We start from the raw sequence: 20538 nt of genomic DNA, 5'->3' as shown, positions 1-20538 counted from the left end.
GTGCTTACTCAGGACTTTCACCCTCAAACATCTGTACAGGCTGTCCAGGCATAATCGTAGAAATAGCATGCTTATAAACCAATTGCGCGTGTCCATCTCGGCGCAAAAGAACACAAAAATTATCAAATGAAGTTACAATACCCGTGAGTTTAACGCCATTGACAAGAAAAATTGTAAGGGAAATTTTTTGCTTACGCACCGTATTTAAAAACACATCTTGCAGGTGTTGTGATCGCTCTGCCATTATTCTTACACCTTTATCTAGATTGCATAAAATATTCGTGCATGCATATCGACTGAAAAATATCCAATTGTCAACGTAGAAGCTTCAAAATTCAGAAACAAACAACTGAAATCAGAGAAAAAACAGCTCTTTAAGGCAATAATAAAGTACAACTTACGAAAATCTATATTAAATTAAAAATTTTTCCACGTTTACTTTTTTATGAGCTTACAATTCAAAGGCATACTTTATACATCCTAATATACATCCTAAGCTATTACAGACTATATGTCATGATGAATCTGCTTCGTTTAGAATCAATAAAAGTAAGCGGACAACAACATTTATTAACGATTATCGATATTAAAGAGAGGCATTCGCACCTTACTGTATATATAACCGCTATTAAATTGTCCTTATTTCAAAGATTGCCGGCTTATAAAGCTTTTTATAAACACAAGTTGTAAACAGTATTTTTGTTTTAGTTAGATTTAAATAATAAATTGTTTTTACTATATTTTATAATATTTTAAAACAGGATACAAGAAACTGCGTTAACTTTATCTTGATAAGTTTTTAAAATTTTTCCCTAAGCATATTCCTTTCTAAATAATTAACAGCTAGTATATAGAAATTATGTGGAAGAGGACGTATCCCTTTTCCGGCTGTAAGAGTACGAGGCGAGTATGGCACGCAGAACAAAATTGCAAACATTTGAAGTTGAAGTTGAAGAAGCCCTCACAAAAGCTATGAACTTCGATTTCGATAACACAGGATTTGAAACGATATCATCCAATAATTCTGAAAATGTTGTTAATGTCGATGATCTGATTCAAAAAATTGCAATGGCAGAAGAAGAATTTTTTGCTGAAAACGGTACATCAACTTTTGTTTCTAATATTCATGATGAAGCTGTTATTGATAAATCCGTTGTTGAACAGCTTTTTGCTCCAAAACCTTCACCTGATATTTCAGGTGGAACTGTTCATAATACATTGTTGTCTACAAAACTTCTTCCTGCAAATGATGATATAACAACCCCTGTAAATTTTGGACCATTAAAGCAGCGTTCTTCCTCTCGAGTCTACTGGTATACAACAGCGCTTAGTGCTTTATGGGCAACGGGAGGAGCTTTTATTGCGCATAAGCTCGCACCTACCGGACTCAGCTCCTTATCCAATATCAGCACTTTTGTTACATCCCCAACAGGCCTCGCTGTAGCAGCCGGAACAGCAATTCCTATCCTTATATCTTGGGGTGTTGCCCAATTAACAAAACGCTCAAACGACTTGCATAATATTGCTCTTCTTATGACCAATGCTGCACAGCGCCTTAGTGAACCACAACATCTATCCGAAAAACAAGCTATTGCTATAGGGCAAACCATTCGTGAAGAAGTAGCGGCAATGAACGAAGGTATTGAGCGTACCCTCGGACGTGCTGTTGAACTTGAAGCAATCATACAAGGTGAAGTTCACAATCTAGAACAAGCCTATGCTGAGAATGAATCACGCATTCACACATTAATCAAAGAATTGAGTAATGAACGCATAGCCATTTTGAATCATGCAGATCGCGTACAATCAACAATTAAAGGAACCCAAGAACAACTGAGTGATGAATTTGGGTTGGTTACCTCTAACATTGTCACCAATGTTGAAAAGCTTGCACAAACCCTTTCTCAAACTTTACAAAAACAAGGTGAAGACCTTGTTGAAAAACTTTCCTGTGCCGGTGATGGCGTAACAAATCAACTTGTTGAAAAATTTAACAAAACAACAACACAAATTCAGCAAAAAAACACGGAATTTTTTCATGAATTAGGAAAAAACTTCGATGGCTTTGCAAAACGATTTGATCATAATGAAAAACAAATAGAAAAAACTTTTAATGAAACAGCTGAAAAAGCGGAAGTACATGTTGCTAAAATTGCAACACATATACAAACAGTAACAGATCAAACTTTGCACGCTGTCGATGAAAAGTTTAAAGCCTTAGATAAAGCTCTTATTGATCGTAATAATCAATCTATACAGAATTTTGATGAGAAGATCTTAAAGCTCGACGACCAAGCACATAAACTCTCTTCTAAATTTGATAACGTAACCTCGCAAGCGATTGGAGCCTTTGAACAACGTTTAGCAACTGTTGATCATTCTCTTAAAAAACATAGTGATTCCATTATTGATTCCTTTATAGAACGAAGTCAGGCTTTAGAGGATAATGCTGAAAAACTTGGTAACTTCTTGGAAGCTCATGTCTTGAAAATAAATGAGAACCTCCAAGAAAAAACAGCAGACATTACCCATGCATTTACAAATGGACGTGAAGCTATTCTTTCTGCAATTGATAAAAGTAAAGAAAGTCTGAGAGAAGAAATTCAATATGTCGACAATGCCATTGTTGATATCATACAAGAACGTTCACAAGATTTTAAAGTACAACTTTCTGATCAACGAGCTCTTATGGCAGATATGCTCGATAACGAGAAGAATAAAATTGCGGATACATTAAGAAATCAAATTGATGTTTTATCCCAAAATACTTCTCATATTGAAAAAGTTTTGGCTGATAATGTTCAAGTCGTTGATAAACAAGCTGAAAATCATATTACGAACATCATTCAATGCACTGAAAAGTTACAAGATGTCATTGTACAAAGTTGTAATACAACCCAAGATGCTTTAGAAGCACAAGCGAGAAATATTGATATCCGTGCTGATGCTCTACGTGACTCTTTAGCGATTAATAGTTTTTCTCTCAATGAAGTTCTTGCCGATCAAGCACGCACACTCGAGCAACGCATGGAAACAATCCATAATCTCATTGCAAAAAGTGATATACGTGTTGATGTTGCATTGAAACAACAGATAGATTTAGTTGAGAGCGCAATTGTTGCCAACAATAAAAATATTACTGAAACGGTTCAAGATCATATCAAAAATCTTGAAAGTCAGGCCGAAACTTTAAAGAATACTCTCTCTCAATCGAGTGGTGTTTTCTTTGAAACTCTTGAGACGCGTATGGAATCATTTGATACAAATCTAGAAGTTCGTGCACACAAAATTTTTGAACGTACAACAACGCTAGAAGAAACATTATCTGAAAAAATTAGCCAAGTATGTGAAGCTATTGATGCACAAACATCTGTTATTGAGGAACGTTCTGACACTTTAAAAACATCTCTCATGCTTAATAATGAACAAAGTCAGATAATTCAACAAGCGCTGGAAAGCAGTGTTGACAATATGCGTGTCACCTTAGAAGATTCTGTTAATACAGTGACAGATAACCTGCACAATCAGATTATAAAGGCCTCTGACATTCTTTCTTCTACAAGTGAACAAATTCTTTCTTCTGTTACAAATGTTACTGCACAAGCAGAAAATATTCTTTCAGAATCAGGAAATCGCATTGTATCAAACGTTAAAAAAACAGTTTATGATACCAGTGAAAAAGTTCTGTCCGTTTTGTCTGAACAAACAGCACATACTGTCGAAGCTTTCACAACAGCCAGTCATAATGCACAAGCATTATTGAATGAAACTATTCACACATCAACAACAGCAATAGAACAAGTCCTTAATGAACGCTGTGATGTTCTTCATCACTCTATGCAAAATCTTAAAAATAATTTAGGACATCAGCTCTCTGATGTAACGAGCCGTCTGGAAGATGCAAGAAATCAAACAGCCACACAAATTTCAGAACATGTTGGAAAAATAACAGAGCTAACAAATCACTTAAATCAAGCAGCGCAAAGTACGACAGAATCAATTGATTCTTTAACACAGCATATCGGTGAACAACTCTCTCTCTCCACACAAGATGCTGAACAAAGAATTTATGCACATAATGAATCTCTAGTGAATAGCTTAACCAAAGCTAACTCTGAAACACTTCAAACAATAACGATTATGAAGGAAGAGCTTGTTAATAATGTCTCATCCATCTTAACACAGTTGAATCAATCAATTTACAATTTTCACGAAAATAGTAATGTTTTATTATCGGCTGTTCAAAATATTGATGGGCAGTTTAATGAGAGTACGAATAATTTTTTCCGCAACACGGACCAAGTAGCAGAGCGTTTGTCAGCCTCAAATCAAGCGCTCAATACTAATGTTGAAATTCTGCAAGGACTTTCAAAGAATACCTTTGAACAAATTAATCATATAACGAGCAGTTTTGGTGAACATGCAAAGACACTTTCCCAAACTATTCATGTTCTTGAACAGTCTGAAAATTCACTTAGTGCAACACTTGAAGAAAAACATAATACGCTTTCTGTATTAAGCGATGCTCTTGTTTCAAAGTCTCATGAAATTAATCAAATGATTGGGCATTATGAAAAAATCTTCAACTTAGCACTTGAACGCTCTGATAAGAATGCGCGTAACTCCACAAATTCATTCCAACAATCACTTAATAAGCTTGTTAGTGAAGCATCAACGCGTTTTTCAGAAGCAGCAGAAGATATACGTCGCTCCGCTGATGAAGTTCGTTTAGAGCTTTCAAAGATTAATAATGATATCAATGAAAATGTAAAAAAACTTCCAGAAAAAACAAAAGAAACAACGCAAACAATTCGCACAGCTTTGAATGAACAGATTACAGCGTTACAAGATTTAGTCAGTGTTATACAAAATGATCAAAAGAGCGCACAAAAACAGCTAATATCAGCATTTCCTACATCATCAATGTTTAATCAAAAAAGTGACAGTTCCACTGAGTCTGTTAAAAAGATTGTGCCACCTAAGCCTATTTTGCAACAAGATCAAAGCAAAAAAAGACCAAATAAATGGGTATCAAATCTCTTAGAAAGAGCTTCACGTGAAGAAACATTTTATGATGCTCCCCCTAGTGAGGCTGTTTTAACATCAGTGCAAACAAAACCATCTCCTGCAAACTGCTCTCTTAATTCATTAGCTGCTGGTATAGTGCAAGCGATTAATCACAATGCCATTGTTGAGCTATGGGATCATTATCAACGTGGACAAAAAAACATCGTAACAGAACGCCTTTATACCTTAAGTGGACAAAAAATATTTGAAATGATTAAGAAAAAATATATGAGCGATTTTGGGTTTAAACGTTCAGTGAATCAATATGTTACAGATTTCGAAAAGCTCTTACGTGATATATCGCGCAGTTCTGGCTCTTCCAACTCAGTTCGCAAGTACTTGATATCAGATACCGGAAAAGTTTATACTATGCTTGCTCATGCAAGTGGTCGAATCCAATAACAAATAAGAAAGTGGAAAAAGATATTTTTTCCACTTTCTCTCTCTAGTCGTTTTAATGGCTCATCATAGAATGCTTTTCTTTCAACTGTAGCTTTGTACTTCAAAGGTTGGGATAATTGGCATGCGGTTTTCTTTGATATCCTAAGCAATAATCCTAAAGAAGCGTAATGGCTTATCAAACAACATATCATTCTAAGAATGATAAAGCATGTTTTCTATTTCCTTATCTTTTTCTTAACTCCTTTATTTTTCATATTTTCATAAAAACACAAAGATTTAATAAAATTATTTTATTTGCTAGCCTTTAATATTTTTTCATGCGTTATTATTAAAATGGCTCATAAGAGAGATTTCTATTCCTTTCTTACATGTTGTTATCCACATATTAAGCGCACTTGAAATATCTAAGTAAATATTTTTATTACATTAGGTGAATTTGAAATGAATGTATCTTATTGTACTCAACTTTCCCATTCAATATACGAGATGATTCATTATAAATTATAAAGCAAAGCGTTAATGGAATGGACTTTATGTATAGAGTGCGCAATTACAGCTGTTTTAGTGACATATTCATTGCTTAAAACAACATATTTGTCATTCTCAATGTTCCAAACTCCTTTAAAATAGCTGAATAAACAATTTATAACTGTCAAATTGTTGTTTAATTTTTTTCTACCTCCGTATAAAACTTTAAATAAAATATATATTTTATAAAAAACGAATGAAATGAATAAGAAAATTTCTTCTGTTCTTTCCTTATTTTCTAAGCATTGCAAAAAAAATAATGACTTGGTAATATAGTCGTTAGAAAATATTTTATTCTTTTGTAAACTAATCAATTTTTATGCATTTTATTAAGGAAAGAAAAACAAACGTGCGACTAACCATGAAATTATTCATGCGCACAAACAAAAAGAATTACCAAACTGGTTTTATGATCCAGAAGAATTTGCTCATGCTCACGCATTTTGATATTCAGAGAAATGAGGATCTATTAGTGGACAAAACCTTAACGTAGATAGAACACTCATATAAATACACACTAACTTGGATATCATAAAAATGTCTAGAGAACGAAATAGTGATTTAAGGTCACCAAAAGCTGAACTTGACAGTGCCGCGCTTTTTTATCACCAATACCCTAAACCTGGAAAATTGGAAATACAAGCAACAAAACCTCTTGATAATCAACGTGATTTAGCTCTTGCTTATTCTCCAGGTGTTGCAGCACCATGTCTTGCAATTCATGAAGATCCTAATCTTGCTGCTCTATATACCTCCCGTTCTAATTTAGTTGCCGTTATATCAAATGGAACTGCTGTTCTTGGTTTAGGAAATATTGGCCCACTTGCTTCAAAACCAGTTATGGAAGGCAAAGCTGTTTTATTCAAAAAATTTGCGAATATTGATGTTTTTGATATTGAAATTGATGCATCCAATGTAGAACAAATGGTACAAACGGTATCGACCTTAGAACCTACATTTGGTGGTATTAACCTTGAAGACATTAAGGCCCCTGAATGTTTTGAAATCGAAGAAAAGCTGCGTGCTAAGATGAATATTCCAGTTTTTCATGATGACCAACATGGAACTGCCATTATTGTTTCTGCTGCTGTATTAAATGCCTTAAATCTTTCAGGAAAAAAAATTGAAAATGCAAAAATAGTTACCTCAGGTGCAGGTGCTGCTGCCCTCGCTTGCCTTAATCTTTTGGTTCGTCTTGGGGCAAAAGTTGAAAATATTTGGCTTAGTGACTTGGAAGGCGTTGTTTATGAAGGTCGCAAGACCCTTATGGATCGTTGGAAAGTTAATTACGCACAAAAAACTGACGCACGAACTCTATCTGATATTATTGATAATGCAGATATTTTTCTAGGTTTATCTGCGGGTGGTGTTTTAAAGCCTGAACATCTTAAAAGAATGGCTCCAAACCCATTAATTTTAGCGCTGGCTAATCCAGTACCAGAAATTATGCCTGAAGAAGCACAGTCTATACGACCAGATGCAATGATCTGCACAGGACGCTCTGATTATCCCAATCAAGTTAATAATGTACTTTGTTTTCCCTATATCTTCCGTGGTGCATTAGACGTAGGTGCTACGGCAATTAATGAAGAAATGAAAATGGCCGCTGTTCATGCGATTGCTGCTCTTGCACGTGAAGAAACTTCAGATGTTGTAGCACGTGCATACTCAAAAGAACCTCCCAGTTTTGGTCCAGACTATTTGATTCCCTCTCCTTTTGATCCACGTTTAATACTGCGTATTGCTCCCGCTGTTGCTAAAGCAGCAATGGCAACAGGTGTCGCTATTCGTCCCATTGAAGATATGGAAGCCTACTATGATATCCTCAATCGATTTGTCTTTCTTTCTGGTTTAACGATGAAACCTGTTTTTGCTGCTGCAAAAACAGCAAAACGTAAACGCGTCATTTATGCGAATGGTGAAGATGAACGCGTCCTTCGAGCAGCACAAGTTGTCATTGAAGAACAAACAGCAACACCGCTCCTTATCGGCCGTCCACATGTCGTAGAAGCTAGATTAAAACGCTTTGGTTTAAGAATTCGTCCTGGTATAGATTTTGAATTAACAAACCCTGAAGATGACCCACGTTTTCGTGATTATGTTAATTTATTTTTTCATTATACAGGAAGACGTGGCGTTACGCCTGAAATGGCAAAAACAATAGTAAGAACATCAACAACGGCTATTGCTGCCCTCGCCGTTATGCGAGAAGAAGCAGATGCAATGATTTGTGGCTTAGAGGGACGTTTTGAACGTCAACTTGAATTGATTGAACAAATTATCGGACTTGATCCTAATGTTCACCGTTTTTCTGCTATGAGTTTACTTATCTCTCAACAGCGTACTCTTTTTCTCACAGATACTTACGTCAATGAAAATCCTTCTGCAGAAGAAATCGCTGAAATGACTGTATTGGCCGCTAAAGAAGTTGAAGCATTTGGAATAACACCAAAAGCAGCCTTATTATCACACTCAAACTTTGGTTCTAAAAACACAGAAAGTGCGCGTAAAATGCGACGTGCAACAGAAATTCTTGCCCAATTACACCCTGATTTAGAAGCAGATGGTGAAATGCACGGTGATGCTGCCCTTTCTAAAGTTTTTCGTGATCGTGTTTTTCCTGATTCTCGTCTTAAAAGTGAAGCCAATCTGCTTATTTTTCCAACACTTGATTCAGCCAATATCACGCTCAACACTGTTAGAAGCCTTACAAATGCACTTCATGTTGGTCCTATCTTGATCGGGGCAGCACGTCCCGCGCATATCTTAACACCTTCGGTAACTTCACGGGGAGTTGTTAATATAACAGCCCTTGCCGTCCTTGCGGCAAATAGAAAAAATAGTCTCGTAAAATAAATGTGCAATAAAATTTCAAAGTTTTTTAAATATTGAGGTATAGTACTTCATATACTGTAAACCTCTTTTCTCTATAGAAAAGACAGCTATATTCTGGATTAATTCTTTTTTTTAAAGAGAAAAAAGGCTAGAAGAATAGTATTAAATATATTTTGAATTTACTAACTCTATAATAAGGAATCCGTACATTGCCTTCCACGTTTGATAAAGTTGCTGATATTATTGCAGAAATCAGTGAAATTGATCGCAATACAATTACGCCTGAAAGTCATACAATTGACGATTTGGGAATCGATAGTCTTGATTTTCTTGATATTGTTTTCGCTATTGATAAAGCTTTCGGAATAAAGGTTCCACTAGAACAATGGACGCAAGAAGTCAATGAAGGCACAGTTGCAACGGAAGAGTACTTTGTTCTTAAAAATCTTTGTGCAAAAATTGATGATCTCGTTGCCTTAAAACAGGCGGAGTAATTTTTTTCACCATGCATGATCAATCTGTATTCATCACTGGTATAGGCCTCATAAGCTCTCTGGGAGAAGGAACTGATCAACATTGGAATCTCTTAAATGATCAAGCCCGTACACCAAATCTAGATTGTACAACTTTTTCGCCCTACACGGTTCATAAAGCGCCCGAAATTGATTGGGGTTCACAGATTCCTAAAAAAAGCGATCAACGACAAATGGGAACATGGCAGCGTCTTGGTACCTATGCGGCTGGTCTTGCTCTTGATGATGCCGGCATGAAAAATAATGAACAACTCACTTCAACAATGGATATGATCGTAGCGGCAAGTGGAGGAGAGCGTGATATTACTGTTGATACACAAATTCTTTCTAAAGCGCGCGCAATCGCCGATCATGCTTCTATGTTAAATGTTGCTCTTTCAACCGAACTTCGTCCAACATTATTTTTAGCACAACTTTCAAACCTTCTGGCAGGAAACATTTCAATCGTTCATAAAGTCACTGGATCTTCTCGTACATTTATGGGAGAAGAAGGCAGTGGGCTTTCTGCACTTCAAATTGCTGTAGCCCGTATTAAATCAGGACAAAGCACCCATGCTCTTGTAGGAAGTTCTTATAATGCACAAAGTTATGATATGTTGTTGGCGCATGAACTTGGTGGTCTTTTAACCCATAATGGATGGAGCCCAGTGTGGAATCGTGAAATTCACCCCGGCGGCGGTATTATAACCGGTTCTGGTGGTATCTTTCTAGTTCTTGAAAGTGGAGAGCATGCGAAAAAACGTAACGCGCGTGCTTATGCTGAAATTAGTCAAATTGTTACAGACCAAACAGATAGAACCAAAACTTCACTGAGAGAGTCAATTGCAACAATGTTGAAAACTGTGGGCGCTAAATCTGCCTTAGTCATTTCAGCAGCCTCAGGTGCTCACGAAGCAACAAAAGCAGAACAATATGCTCTTGACGATGCTGATCTATCTTATCGCGGTATTACAACATTATTTGGTTATATGCGGGAAGCACAATTTCCTCTAGCGCTTGCTCTGGCAGCACTTGCAATTGAAAAAAAACACTGTTTTCCAGCATTAAGTCCTCATGAAAAACCTTTTCCTAAAGAAGTGCGTGAAATATTTATTACAACTATTGGTATAAAAAGAGCTGAAGGTATCGTGCGTCTTACAGCTGTTTGAAGGGGAATTTCTATCGTGAAATATCATGATCATTTTGGACGTCCACTTGTAGCAATAACTGGTGTAGGCGTTGTCACATCACTAGGACGAGGAAAACATGAAAATTGGCAAAAATTAACAAGCGGTGTAAGCGGAATCCACAAAATAACACGTTTTCCCATTGAGGGATTAAACACATATATTGCTGGAACGATTGATTTCCTCAAAGAAAGTACGTTTGGTGCTTCAGCTCTTTCTGAAAAGCTTGCACATCTTGCTGCTGAAGAAGCGTTAGAACAAGCAGCTGTTGATAAAACAAATTTTAATGGACCACTTTTTCTAGCTGCTCCTCCTGTTGAGCTTGAATGGAAAGCACGTTTTAGTCTTGATCAAGAGGAAAAATTCAATAATGAGCCTTCTTATGCAGATCTTCTTAAAGTCTGTAAGCATAAACTCCATGAGGCACTTTTTGAAACCACACAATTTGGTGCAATTGCAGAAAAACTTCAAAAAACATTTGGCACAAAAGGACTTCCTGTTACACTTTCCACTGCCTGTGCATCTGGTGCAACAGCAATTCAATTAGGTGTTGAGTCTATTAGACGGAGAGAGACAAATAGAGCGCTCATAATTGCGACAGATGGATCAGTTTCAGCAGAATCTCTTATTCGTTTTTCGTTACTATCTGCTCTTTCAACTCAAAATGAGCCTCCAGAAAAAGCAGCAAAGCCCTTTAGCCGTGATAGAGATGGTTTTGTTATGGCAGAAGGATCAGGCGCTCTTGTTCTTGAATCTCTTCAAAGCGCATTAAACCGTAATGCTACAGTTTTAGGAATTTTAGCTGGCTGTGGAGAAACCGCCGATGACTTTCACCGTACACGTTCAAAACCCGATGCATCACCAGCAATTGAATCCGTTCGTAAAGCCTTAGACGATGCACAAATAACCATCAATGAAATTGACTATATTAATGCCCACGGAACTTCAACACCTGAAAATGAAAAAATGGAATATCTTGCATTATCAACTGTCTTTAGTGATCTGTTAGAGCATATTCCAGTCTCTTCTAATAAATCAATGATTGGGCATACATTAACTGCTGCTGGTGCAATAGAAGCCGTTTTTTCTCTTTTAACCATTCAATCAGGGGTACTTCCACCGACAATAAATTACGATAATCCTGACCCTTCCATCCCTTTAGATGTTGTTCCTCATCATAGCCGTAAAGCCTGTGTTAATGCGGTTTTGTCAAACTCTTTTGGATTTGGTGGTCAAAATATGAGTCTTGTTATCACAGCCTATAAAGGATAATCCTTTATATAATAAAAATTTTGTAACGCTAACCTAATAACGTCTTTTAAGGGGGCTGATAATGCGTGCACTGCAACTCTTTAATGAACGTCGACTTGAAATCACCAATATTCCCTCGCCATCTTCACCTAGTCTAGGTGAAGTAACTGTGCGGATAAAAGCCGTTGCCCTTAATCATATTGATGTATGGGGATGGCGTGGCATGGCCTTTGCGAAAAGAAAAATGCCTCTCATCATTGGTGCAGAAGCCTCTGGTGAGGTTGTACAAATAGGAGATGGCGTTGAACATCTCCAACTTGGACAGATTGTCTCAATTTATGGTGCACAAACCTGCGGAGTATGCAAAGCTTGTCATGAAGGACGGGATAATCTTTGCAGTAATGTAAAGGGAGTCTACGGTTTTCATCTTGATGGATTTGCGTGTGAGTTTGTTAATCTGCCAGCACGTTTATTGGTTCCAGCACCACCCCAATGTAATGAATTGCAAGCAGCTGTTGCTCCAATTACTTTTGGTACTGTAGAACATATGCTTTTCGATAACGCAAAACTACAAGAAGGAGAAACAATCCTGATACAAGCAGGTGGTTCCGGTATTGGCTCTGCAGCTATTCAACTTGCAAAACACATGGGCTGTACAGTTATCACCACCGTAGGTTCAGATGAAAAAATTGCAAAAGCACACGCTCTTGGAGCAGATCATGTGATTAATTATCGTAAAGATCGTTTTGAAGGTGTGGTGCGGAAATTAACCCAAAAAAAAGGTGTTGACGTTGTTTTTGAACATGTTGGTGTCGATACATGGAACGGTTCTCTGTTATGTATGAAAAAAGGAGCACGCTTAGTGACTTGCGGTTCTACCTCTGGTGTTTCAGCACCAATAAATCTCATGCAATTATTCCAGCAACAGCTTAAGATATTCGGTTCATTTGGCTGCCGTATGGAAAATATGAAAAATGCCATGCAAAAAATGGCACAAAAAGCTGCACATCCTGTCATTGATACAATTGTTGGACTGGATGAAATTGATACAGCTTTAAAACGAATGGAAAGTCGTGATGTTTTTGGTAAAATTATCCTTAAAATCGATTAAATCATGATGAAGCTTTCTCTTAAAAATCTCATATATCATATTAAAATTATAGCTAAAAAAATATCCTATTTGTTATGGGCATATCTACTCTTTGGTTCTTTATTTATTCTAAAGTGTTTTCCAGCCAAAATGGGAATTTCTTTTTTTGCTTGGTTAGCAAAAAAAATTGGTCCCCTTATCCATCGTCATCAAATCACACTTGCAAACCTTAGGAGTGCATATCCAGAAAAAACAGAGCAAGAACTCCGTGCGATTGCAATAGAAATGTGGGAAAATATAGGACGTTTCCTCGCTGAATATATTTTTCTTGATAAAATTTTTGATTTTGATCCTCATGCAGACAAGCCAGGTTTCATTGAGGTTAAAGGCATTGAAATATTTGAGCGATTAAAAAATGAAAAAAAACCACATATTTTTTTCACCGCACATACTGGCAATTTTGAACTTCTGCCTATTTGTGCACAAAGTTTTGATCTTAATGTTACGGTATTATTTAGACCACCCAATAATCCCTATGTTGCCAAACGAATCCTTAAAGCACGACAAACTTCTATGGGACATCTTGTTCCCTCCAAGGCCGGTGCCGCATGGGCATTAGCAGCCAAATTAGAAGAAGGTGAAAATGTTGGTATGCTCGTTGATCAAAAATTTCGCCGCGGTATCATGGGAACATTTTTTAACAGACCTCTTAAAACAAACCCCTTAATTATAAAACTTGCTCGACAATATGACTGTGATATTTATCCAGCACGTTGTATTCGTCTACCTGGAGGACGTCATCGTTTAGAGTTATATGAACATGTAGAACTTCCACGTGATGAAAAAAATGATATCGATATAGCGGCTTCTACGCAAAAATTAAATGATATTGTTGAAACTTGGGTCCGTGAATATCCTGGACAATGGATGTGGTTACATAGACGTTGGGACATCTAACATAAGCTCTATTGCTTACAAAGGAAGTGCAAAATGTTAGCCTCAAAAGATATCAAAGATCTCACCGCAATTATCACTGCATTACGCAATCCTGATAGTGGTTGTATATGGCATAAAAAACAAACTTTTGAATCTCTCATACCCTATATGCTTGAAGAAGTTTACGAAGTCATCAATGCCATTGAACAAAAAAACCGAAGGAATCTCTGTGAAGAACTTGGTGATCTTCTTTTACAAGTTGTCTATCATGCTACTATTGCACAGGAAGAAGGCAGTTTTACTTTTGAAGATGTTGTTTATGCAATTACGGAAAAAATGATTCGGCGCCATCCTCATGTTTTTGGAAATGCTGTGCAAAAAGAACGGGGGGTTATAAAAGAGGAGTGGGAATATATAAAAATCAAAGAACAGGCTGAACAAAAAAAATTATATAAAGAAAAAAACAACAATTCCTCCACAAGCATACTCGCAACAGTAAAACAAATCCAGCCAGCAAACCAAGAGGCACTTGCTTTACAAGAAGCAGCAGCTAAAGTAGGTTTTGATTGGCAAAAAAGTGATAAAGTTTTTGAAAAAATAGAAGAAGAACTGGAAGAGCTCAAAGAAGCCATCAAAAATAAACAAAACTCAGAGATAGAAGCAGAGTTTGGAGATCTCTACTTTATACTCCTTAATCTCGCGCGCCACTTAGCAATTGATTCACAAAAAGCATTAAAAAAAACGAATATAAAATTTCGAAATCGTTTCGCCTATATTGAAGAAAAGCTATCCACTCAATCTAAAACACTTACTGACGCATCCTTGAATGAAATGGAAGCACTTTGGAAGCAAGCTAAAAATGAACGATAAAAAATAGTAGATTTCTTCTACCTAAAAGAACAAGCGCCTCTAAAATTACTAAATTATAATTTAGCTTAGTTCAATTTGTTTTATATTGATCCTGCGTAGCAGGACGAAGTTCAACCGATTCTCCACACCCGCATGCTGAAACTTGATTAGGATTTTTAAAGACAAAACCAGACCGCAGCGTTGTCACTTCATAATCCATCTGCGTCCCTAATAAAAATAATACCGCATCATGTGCTACAAAAACACGGGCACCATTCACTTCAACAACATCCGCATCTATCCCCTTTTCTTTGACAAGAGTAATTGTATACTCCATCCCTGCACAACCACCTTTTTTGATACCAACAAGAATACCCTGTGCATCTTTTTCATCCATAATCGCTTTAACACGATCCACTGCTGCTTGCGTCAAATTTATTACCGAAAAACGGCTCATCCTTTACTCTTTTCTTAGTCCAATAGACACTTTGAAAGTTTTTCCTCTATAATATTTTATCTGATATTTTAGAAAAAAAACGAAACATAAATTAAAGCATTCTGATCTTGTTTATTTGGATAAAAATACATACCCGTAAAATGAGATTTGTGATTATACAATCCAGAACTTACAATTTTTTATCCACATAAAATGAAAATACCTCGTCTATAAAACTCTAAAAAAACGAAAACTTTTCAAAACCATACATTCACTCCTCTTCTTTTGAAAATCTTTATCTTTTTAGAAAAGTAACGATTAGGTAAGAAAAAATATACCTTCCGCACTCATTTGCTCCAATTCATACCCCTAAAGTCACCAATCTTACCCCCTCCTCACAATCTCAAAAGTAATTAAATGCATACATCTATTAACTATAGAGCTAAAAATTTAATGATCACAAAGAATTTTACAAATTCGTTATTTATCTTGAATTAACAACAAAATATTGATGTCCAAAATTTTTACTTTCAAAAGCTCTAAGTGCAAGAGCATTTTAGATTTTATTCTGTTTATTTTTTCTCTTGCCTTTAAAGAAACAGTCATTTAATCGTTTTACACGAACTCGGAGCGTAGCGCAGCTTGGTAGCGCACTTGACTGGGGGTCAAGGGGTCGTGGGTTCAAATCCCGCCGCTCCGACCATTTTTAAAATGCTATAAAATAAGCTTACTTAAAAAGTGGATTATTACGCATTTTAATTGCACACACATGAACTTTTTCTTCAACGTAAAATAATGTGCAGTGATATTTTATCATAAATTTGAGATAAGCTGTTTTATTAAAATGCGCTTCGTTCTTAGGAAAACACATACGAAACGCGAGACCTTTTGCCTCGCGTTTTTTATTCTTCAGAAAAATTTATAATTATCCGATCTCATATTTTCTAAATTTTCTTTACACAATAACGTCGCTGTTATCATTTTTTGTAATGGATGGTGACATCTGTACGGTTATCTTTTTTGGTTTTAATTCAGCTGGCATTTCCCTTTTAAGCTGAATATGAAGAAGCCCATCTCCAAGTTCTGCCCCAATAACCTTAACATGATCAGCCAAATGAAAACGCCGTTCAAAAGCACGCGAAGCAATACCTCGATAAAGAAACTCTCGTTCTTCAGCATCATTTTCAGGCTTTCTGTCTCCTTTAACGATCAGCTGGTTACAATGTGTTTCAATATCAATTTCATCTTGAGAAAAACCAGCAACAGCCATAGAAATTCTATAAGAATCTTCAGTTAAACGTTCAATATTATAAGGGGGATAAGAAGAAACTTCATCTGGTTGGGTTCTAGAATCAAACCAATTAAAAAGATGATCAAAACCTACTGTGGAACGATAAAATGGTGAAAAGTCTACTTGACGCATAATATTGCCCTCCTCTAGAGCGACTATAATTTATAATTGATTCACAAAGTTCCCAAATGGCAAACTTACTTGTGAACCTGCGGCCCCATCATGGCAACCACACTATATTATCTAGTAATCGTTTTTCTTTATTTCAACTCTTTGGGACCTAAATTGATAAAAACTATCTAAAAAGCAATATACCCCTTTTTAAATCCTCTTTCTTCATTACATAAATGTCAAAGCACTAAGCGACAAATACACTGTAAAGGATTTCAATTGGAAACACCTCTTTATCCCATAGACTGGGGTTCCACTTCTCTTAATATCCATCATGATACTCTTAAAATAGCAATAGATCATGAAATTCGTTTTGCTATAACATATCCTGAGGTGGAAAAATCTAAGGGAACAATTGTTATTCTCAAAAGCTACGCAAATACTTTAGAAAAATATTTTTTATTAATAAATGAAATTTCTAAACGCGGTTTTCATACAGCAATATTTGACTGCTTTGATCAAGAAAAAACATCCTTCAAGATAAGAAAACAAAGCCGACATCATTGTTTTGATATAAATAATGATATTAATGACTTATATAAATTTTTTAAAAATATTGTTTATCCTAATTGTCCGCCGCCTTACTCTATGCTCGCCTATGGCATAGGTGGATTGATAGCACTTAGCGGATTAGATCTCATTAATCATCAGTTTAATAGATTACTCTGTGTTTCTCCCCTTTTTGCTCCATTCGGAAATAAAACGAATAGTTTTCAACATAAATTAACACAATTTCTTTCTGATATAGGTCTTGGCTTTATACCAGTGAAAAATGGGAAAAAATTAAACAAGACAAAACAAAAAAATATACAATTGGGACACATACATAAAGTGCCGCTCCCTTCCATTAAGCCCCCAACATCCCAATGGATGGCTTCAGTATTTAATACGATTGATTCTATGAAGAGAAATGTACTTCATGGAAATTTACGAATCCCAACACTCTTTATTCTTGCCAATCAAAACAATATTGCAAACAACATTGAAGTGCGGCAATTATGCCAACACACACGTCTAACAGAAAGTATTACTATTACAGGCGCTGAACTGGATACAATTATGGTTAACGAAGATTATAAAAAACAATTTTTGGCTGCATTTGATGCCTTTATTCCCGATAATGTATCTGTAAAATAACTAAACCTTAATTTCCACTCCGCCCCATCAAAAAAGAAAATTTCTACGAGCATTGGATCTACAAACACTTTTAAATATAATAGATTTTTCTTTCCAACCACTCATATGATTTGTTTTCTAGCCTTTACAGGAAAACCATGACCTAAATATTCACCACGCATTCTAATAAAAAACTAATATACAAAGTATATCATTACATTAAAAAATATTATTTTACATCATAAAAAATAACTTAATAAAAAAACTATTTATATAAATAATAAATCTATCTTAATATAACATGATACATATTTACAAATAAAGCATCAAAATACTATTTTTTATTTGTTATAATAATACTCATTTAATATTATATCTAGAAAAATAATACTTTTCATCTATTTAAGGAAAAACTGAAAATAAAGCGCATTTATAATATTTATTACAAATCTCTATAAAAACAAATAACTATAAAATTTCTATTTCTTAGGAGAACTTTTTAAAAACAATAAATTAACATAATATTCTTTTAATTTCTCGATATAGGAAGTCCCTACAATAATGGTTTTCATAATTTTTTTAATGGAATTCTGATAATAATCAGCAAATTTAAAAGAAAAGATAGCAATGAATCATCCTAGAAGTTTTAGAGCCCCCCTTCTTTTTTCAAAATCACATATATTTCGAATTTAACCAACTCACAACGAATATGCTGTATTGTAAATCAGAATGTAAGAATTAACCATTTTGCCATTCATTTCAATTATGAGCATTTTACCATCTTTTTTCTAAATACTCTATATTGTATAATTGATGCGGCAAAACTCTGACAAATGGAGCCATTGGAACATAATCATGAAACGAATCCTGCTCGCAGAAGATGATAACGATATGCGTCGCTTTCTCGTAAAAGCCTTAGAACGTGCAGGCTACGAAGTCGCCGATTTCGATAATGGTATTAGCGCATATGAACGTTTACAAGAAGAGCCATTTTCCCTTCTCCTGACTGATATTGTGATGCCAGAGATGGACGGAATCGAACTTGCACGACGTGCTACTGAAATTGACCCTGATTTACGAGTAATGTTCATTACAGGCTTTGCAGCGGTAGCACTCAATTCAAATAGTGATGCCCCTCCTGATGCAAAGGTTCTCTCTAAGCCATTTCACTTACGTGAACTCGTCAATGAAGTTGAAAAGATCCTTATCGCTGCTTAAAAAGTATTTTTTAAAGTTATTTGCATCTGTTGAAAGAGAAAATAAAATTAGGCATTGACGTTTGGCATTCTATATGGTGTATGCAACATCAATGAATGGGCGTGTAGCTCAGCGGGAGAGCACTACGTTGACATCGTAGGGGTCACAGGTTCAATCCCTGTCACGCCCACCATTGCATTTTATGTCAACAATAATTTATTGATTTTCCATATGTTTTTTTTAAGTGAGGGATGCGTAAATAAAAGTGAGGGAATAGGGTTTTGCAACACATCTCTATAGGACGCCTCTTTTTTTACCAACTTTCTCAAGAAAGTCTTTTAATTCTGCTACGGTTTGTTGTGAAAAATTCTCTAAATTTCTAACAAACTCACCAACAGCTTCACGCCTCAACGGATCAGAAGTCTTGATTGTAAAACTTTTTCGACAAGAATAGGCTTCTTTTTTTAAGAGAGAAGCCTTCTCTTTATCTAAACCATAAAGCTCTATGATCTTTTCCTCCAGTCCTACAGGAACAGATTTTTTGCCAATCTCGACAGAAGATAAAAATGCTACAGATATGTCTAATTTCTTAGCCATATCTAAGAGGCGTTCGGAGTGATCAATGCGAAGTTTCCGTAAAATTTTACCAAAAGATGTAACCATATAAAAAGTCCTATTAGAGAAGAAATATTTTCTTCTGATTCTAACAAATCTTTTTATGATTTTCTTCAATTATTACGAATCAAGAGTTCTTTTCGGGGTGGTTTTTTAGTAAATCCTGATGTCCAAAGGGTCTCAACTTCTAAAAAGTCAAAATCCTTAAAGATCTCTAGAACCGCATCACAATCATTCAGACTCAAGACAAATTTCCCTTGGATACCCTTGAGAACTTTTGCCATACTGACAAAATCCTCTTCAACAAAATCTCCAGAACTGTAATATTTCCTTTGCAAAAAATAAGGCCGGTCTAAATAAAACAAACTATCGGGCGCATCAAAGAGCTCGATAACCCGTTCCCACGACAAATTTAATATGGTTGTATCAAGCAATTTTTGCCTTACACGTCTCATCCTTGATAATAGCTTTTCGGGATTAAAACCAGCGGGTCTCTTTCTTCCAAAACTAAAAGAAACGTAATCTTTTTTCCCATAAAGGACACAACATTGGAGAAACAAAAAGCGTGCGGCTCTTTCAACTTTGGAAAGGCTTTCGGGGTCAAGCGCTGCAAGGTCAAAAAACAACTGTCTTGAACAAATAAACCACTCCAATCGTTTGGCTAAATCATCAAAATGATTTTGAACACATTGAAACAGATTCGTGATCTCTCCATTCAAATCATTAATCACGGAATATTTTGCTGGTCGCTTGTTTAGAAAAATAACGCCTGAACCTAAAAACGGTTCAACATAGGTTTCATGATCAATACTATTTAAAATCGGTATAATTTTCTTACGCAGATAGTGTTTACCACCCATCCACGCAAACAGTGTCTGTGTAAATTCTTGTTTCGTCATATTTTAAAGGAAAGATTTTGTGAGTTCTAACTTTTTGTTATCCATCTTTCAAGATGTGAGAAGCTATTCTCTATGGCGCCCACGCAACGGGAAAAATCTATTACAAACATAAAGAGAATGAAGGCAATCCACTTCATGATGCGTGACATCATCTTT

General features: G+C 35.8%; 15 protein-coding genes and 2 tRNA genes. 12 read left to right on the top strand and 5 right to left on the bottom strand.

Translation table 11 applies throughout. From position 1 onward, the window contains the following. Positions 1-4 precede the first annotated feature (4 nt). Entirely contained in the window at positions 5-244 is a 240-nt protein-coding gene (hfq, locus tag ACFINA_RS06520; protein ID WP_005773461.1) for an RNA chaperone Hfq, read from the bottom strand. A gap of 665 nt (positions 245-909) precedes the next feature. Between hfq and ACFINA_RS06515 the strand changes: the two genes are divergently transcribed. From ACFINA_RS06515 to mazG, 8 genes are all read left to right on the top strand, one after another. Next, positions 910-5469: a hypothetical protein gene (locus tag ACFINA_RS06515; RefSeq protein WP_375615266.1), complete on the top strand. Its 4560-nt coding sequence runs from the start codon at positions 910-912 to the stop codon at positions 5467-5469. 1065 nt (positions 5470-6534) lie between these two features. After that, positions 6535-8853: an NADP-dependent malic enzyme gene (locus tag ACFINA_RS06510; RefSeq protein WP_375608305.1), complete on the top strand. Its 2319-nt coding sequence runs from the start codon at positions 6535-6537 to the stop codon at positions 8851-8853. Positions 8854-9041: 188 nt separating this feature from the next. Next, positions 9042-9326, top strand: coding sequence for an acyl carrier protein (locus ACFINA_RS06505; protein WP_005773457.1), 285 nt, complete (start codon positions 9042-9044; stop codon positions 9324-9326). 11 nt (positions 9327-9337) lie between these two features. Next, a complete protein-coding gene (locus ACFINA_RS06500; protein WP_375614660.1) occupies positions 9338-10513 on the top strand; it encodes a beta-ketoacyl-ACP synthase in 1176 nt (391 codons plus the stop codon). A gap of 15 nt (positions 10514-10528) precedes the next feature. Further along, positions 10529-11803: a beta-ketoacyl-ACP synthase gene (locus ACFINA_RS06495; protein WP_375607099.1), complete on the top strand. Its 1275-nt coding sequence runs from the start codon at positions 10529-10531 to the stop codon at positions 11801-11803. A 61-nt stretch (positions 11804-11864) separates the two neighbouring features. Further along, on the top strand, positions 11865-12893 hold the full coding sequence (locus tag ACFINA_RS06490) for a zinc-binding dehydrogenase (RefSeq protein ID WP_375615265.1): 1029 nt from the start codon (positions 11865-11867) through the stop codon (positions 12891-12893). A 6-nt stretch (positions 12894-12899) separates the two neighbouring features. Continuing rightward, complete coding sequence (locus tag ACFINA_RS06485; RefSeq protein WP_375608336.1) at positions 12900-13829, top strand: lipid A biosynthesis lauroyl acyltransferase; 930 nt, start codon at positions 12900-12902, stop codon at positions 13827-13829. A 33-nt stretch (positions 13830-13862) separates the two neighbouring features. Beyond that, positions 13863-14678, top strand: coding sequence for a nucleoside triphosphate pyrophosphohydrolase (gene mazG / locus ACFINA_RS06480; protein ID WP_375614661.1), 816 nt, complete (start codon positions 13863-13865; stop codon positions 14676-14678). Between the two features lie 70 nt (positions 14679-14748). On the opposite strand, the gene ACFINA_RS06475 is transcribed toward mazG, so the two are convergent. Next, positions 14749-15114 carry an iron-sulfur cluster assembly accessory protein gene (locus ACFINA_RS06475; RefSeq protein ID WP_375607096.1) on the bottom strand — a complete coding sequence of 122 codons (366 nt, stop codon included), beginning with the start codon at positions 15112-15114 and terminating at the stop codon, positions 14749-14751. 605 nt (positions 15115-15719) lie between these two features. Between ACFINA_RS06475 and ACFINA_RS06470 the strand changes: the two genes are divergently transcribed. After that, positions 15720-15796, top strand: a tRNA-Pro gene (locus ACFINA_RS06470). A 252-nt stretch (positions 15797-16048) separates the two neighbouring features. Here the strand turns inward: ACFINA_RS06470 and ACFINA_RS06465 are convergent. Further along, positions 16049-16516, bottom strand: coding sequence for an Hsp20 family protein (locus ACFINA_RS06465; RefSeq protein WP_375607095.1), 468 nt, complete (start codon positions 16514-16516; stop codon positions 16049-16051). Between the two features lie 258 nt (positions 16517-16774). On the opposite strand from ACFINA_RS06465, the gene ACFINA_RS06460 reads away from it, so the two are divergent. The 3 genes from ACFINA_RS06460 (at position 16775) to ACFINA_RS06450 (ending at position 19061) form a co-directional block, all read left to right on the top strand. After that, complete coding sequence (locus ACFINA_RS06460; RefSeq protein ID WP_375609380.1) at positions 16775-17692, top strand: serine aminopeptidase domain-containing protein; 918 nt, start codon at positions 16775-16777, stop codon at positions 17690-17692. A gap of 834 nt (positions 17693-18526) precedes the next feature. Continuing rightward, positions 18527-18889: a cell cycle two-component system response regulator CpdR gene (gene cpdR / locus ACFINA_RS06455; RefSeq protein WP_005773448.1), complete on the top strand. Its 363-nt coding sequence runs from the start codon at positions 18527-18529 to the stop codon at positions 18887-18889. A 97-nt stretch (positions 18890-18986) separates the two neighbouring features. Next, positions 18987-19061 (top strand) — tRNA-Val (locus tag ACFINA_RS06450). A gap of 101 nt (positions 19062-19162) precedes the next feature. Here the strand turns inward: ACFINA_RS06450 and ACFINA_RS06445 are convergent. Next, positions 19163-19531 carry a helix-turn-helix domain-containing protein gene (locus ACFINA_RS06445; protein ID WP_375614663.1) on the bottom strand — a complete coding sequence of 123 codons (369 nt, stop codon included), beginning with the start codon at positions 19529-19531 and terminating at the stop codon, positions 19163-19165. Positions 19532-19596: 65 nt separating this feature from the next. Beyond that, complete coding sequence (locus tag ACFINA_RS06440) at positions 19597-20382, bottom strand: DNA adenine methylase (protein ID WP_375615264.1); 786 nt, start codon at positions 20380-20382, stop codon at positions 19597-19599. Positions 20383-20538 lie beyond the last annotated feature (156 nt).

The organism is Bartonella sp. AC10YNML, from assembly GCF_042196825.1.
GTDB lineage: Bacteria > Pseudomonadota > Alphaproteobacteria > Rhizobiales > Rhizobiaceae > Bartonella.
Note: the sequence above shows the minus strand (reverse complement) of the source record. Positions and strands in the feature narration are given on the sequence as shown.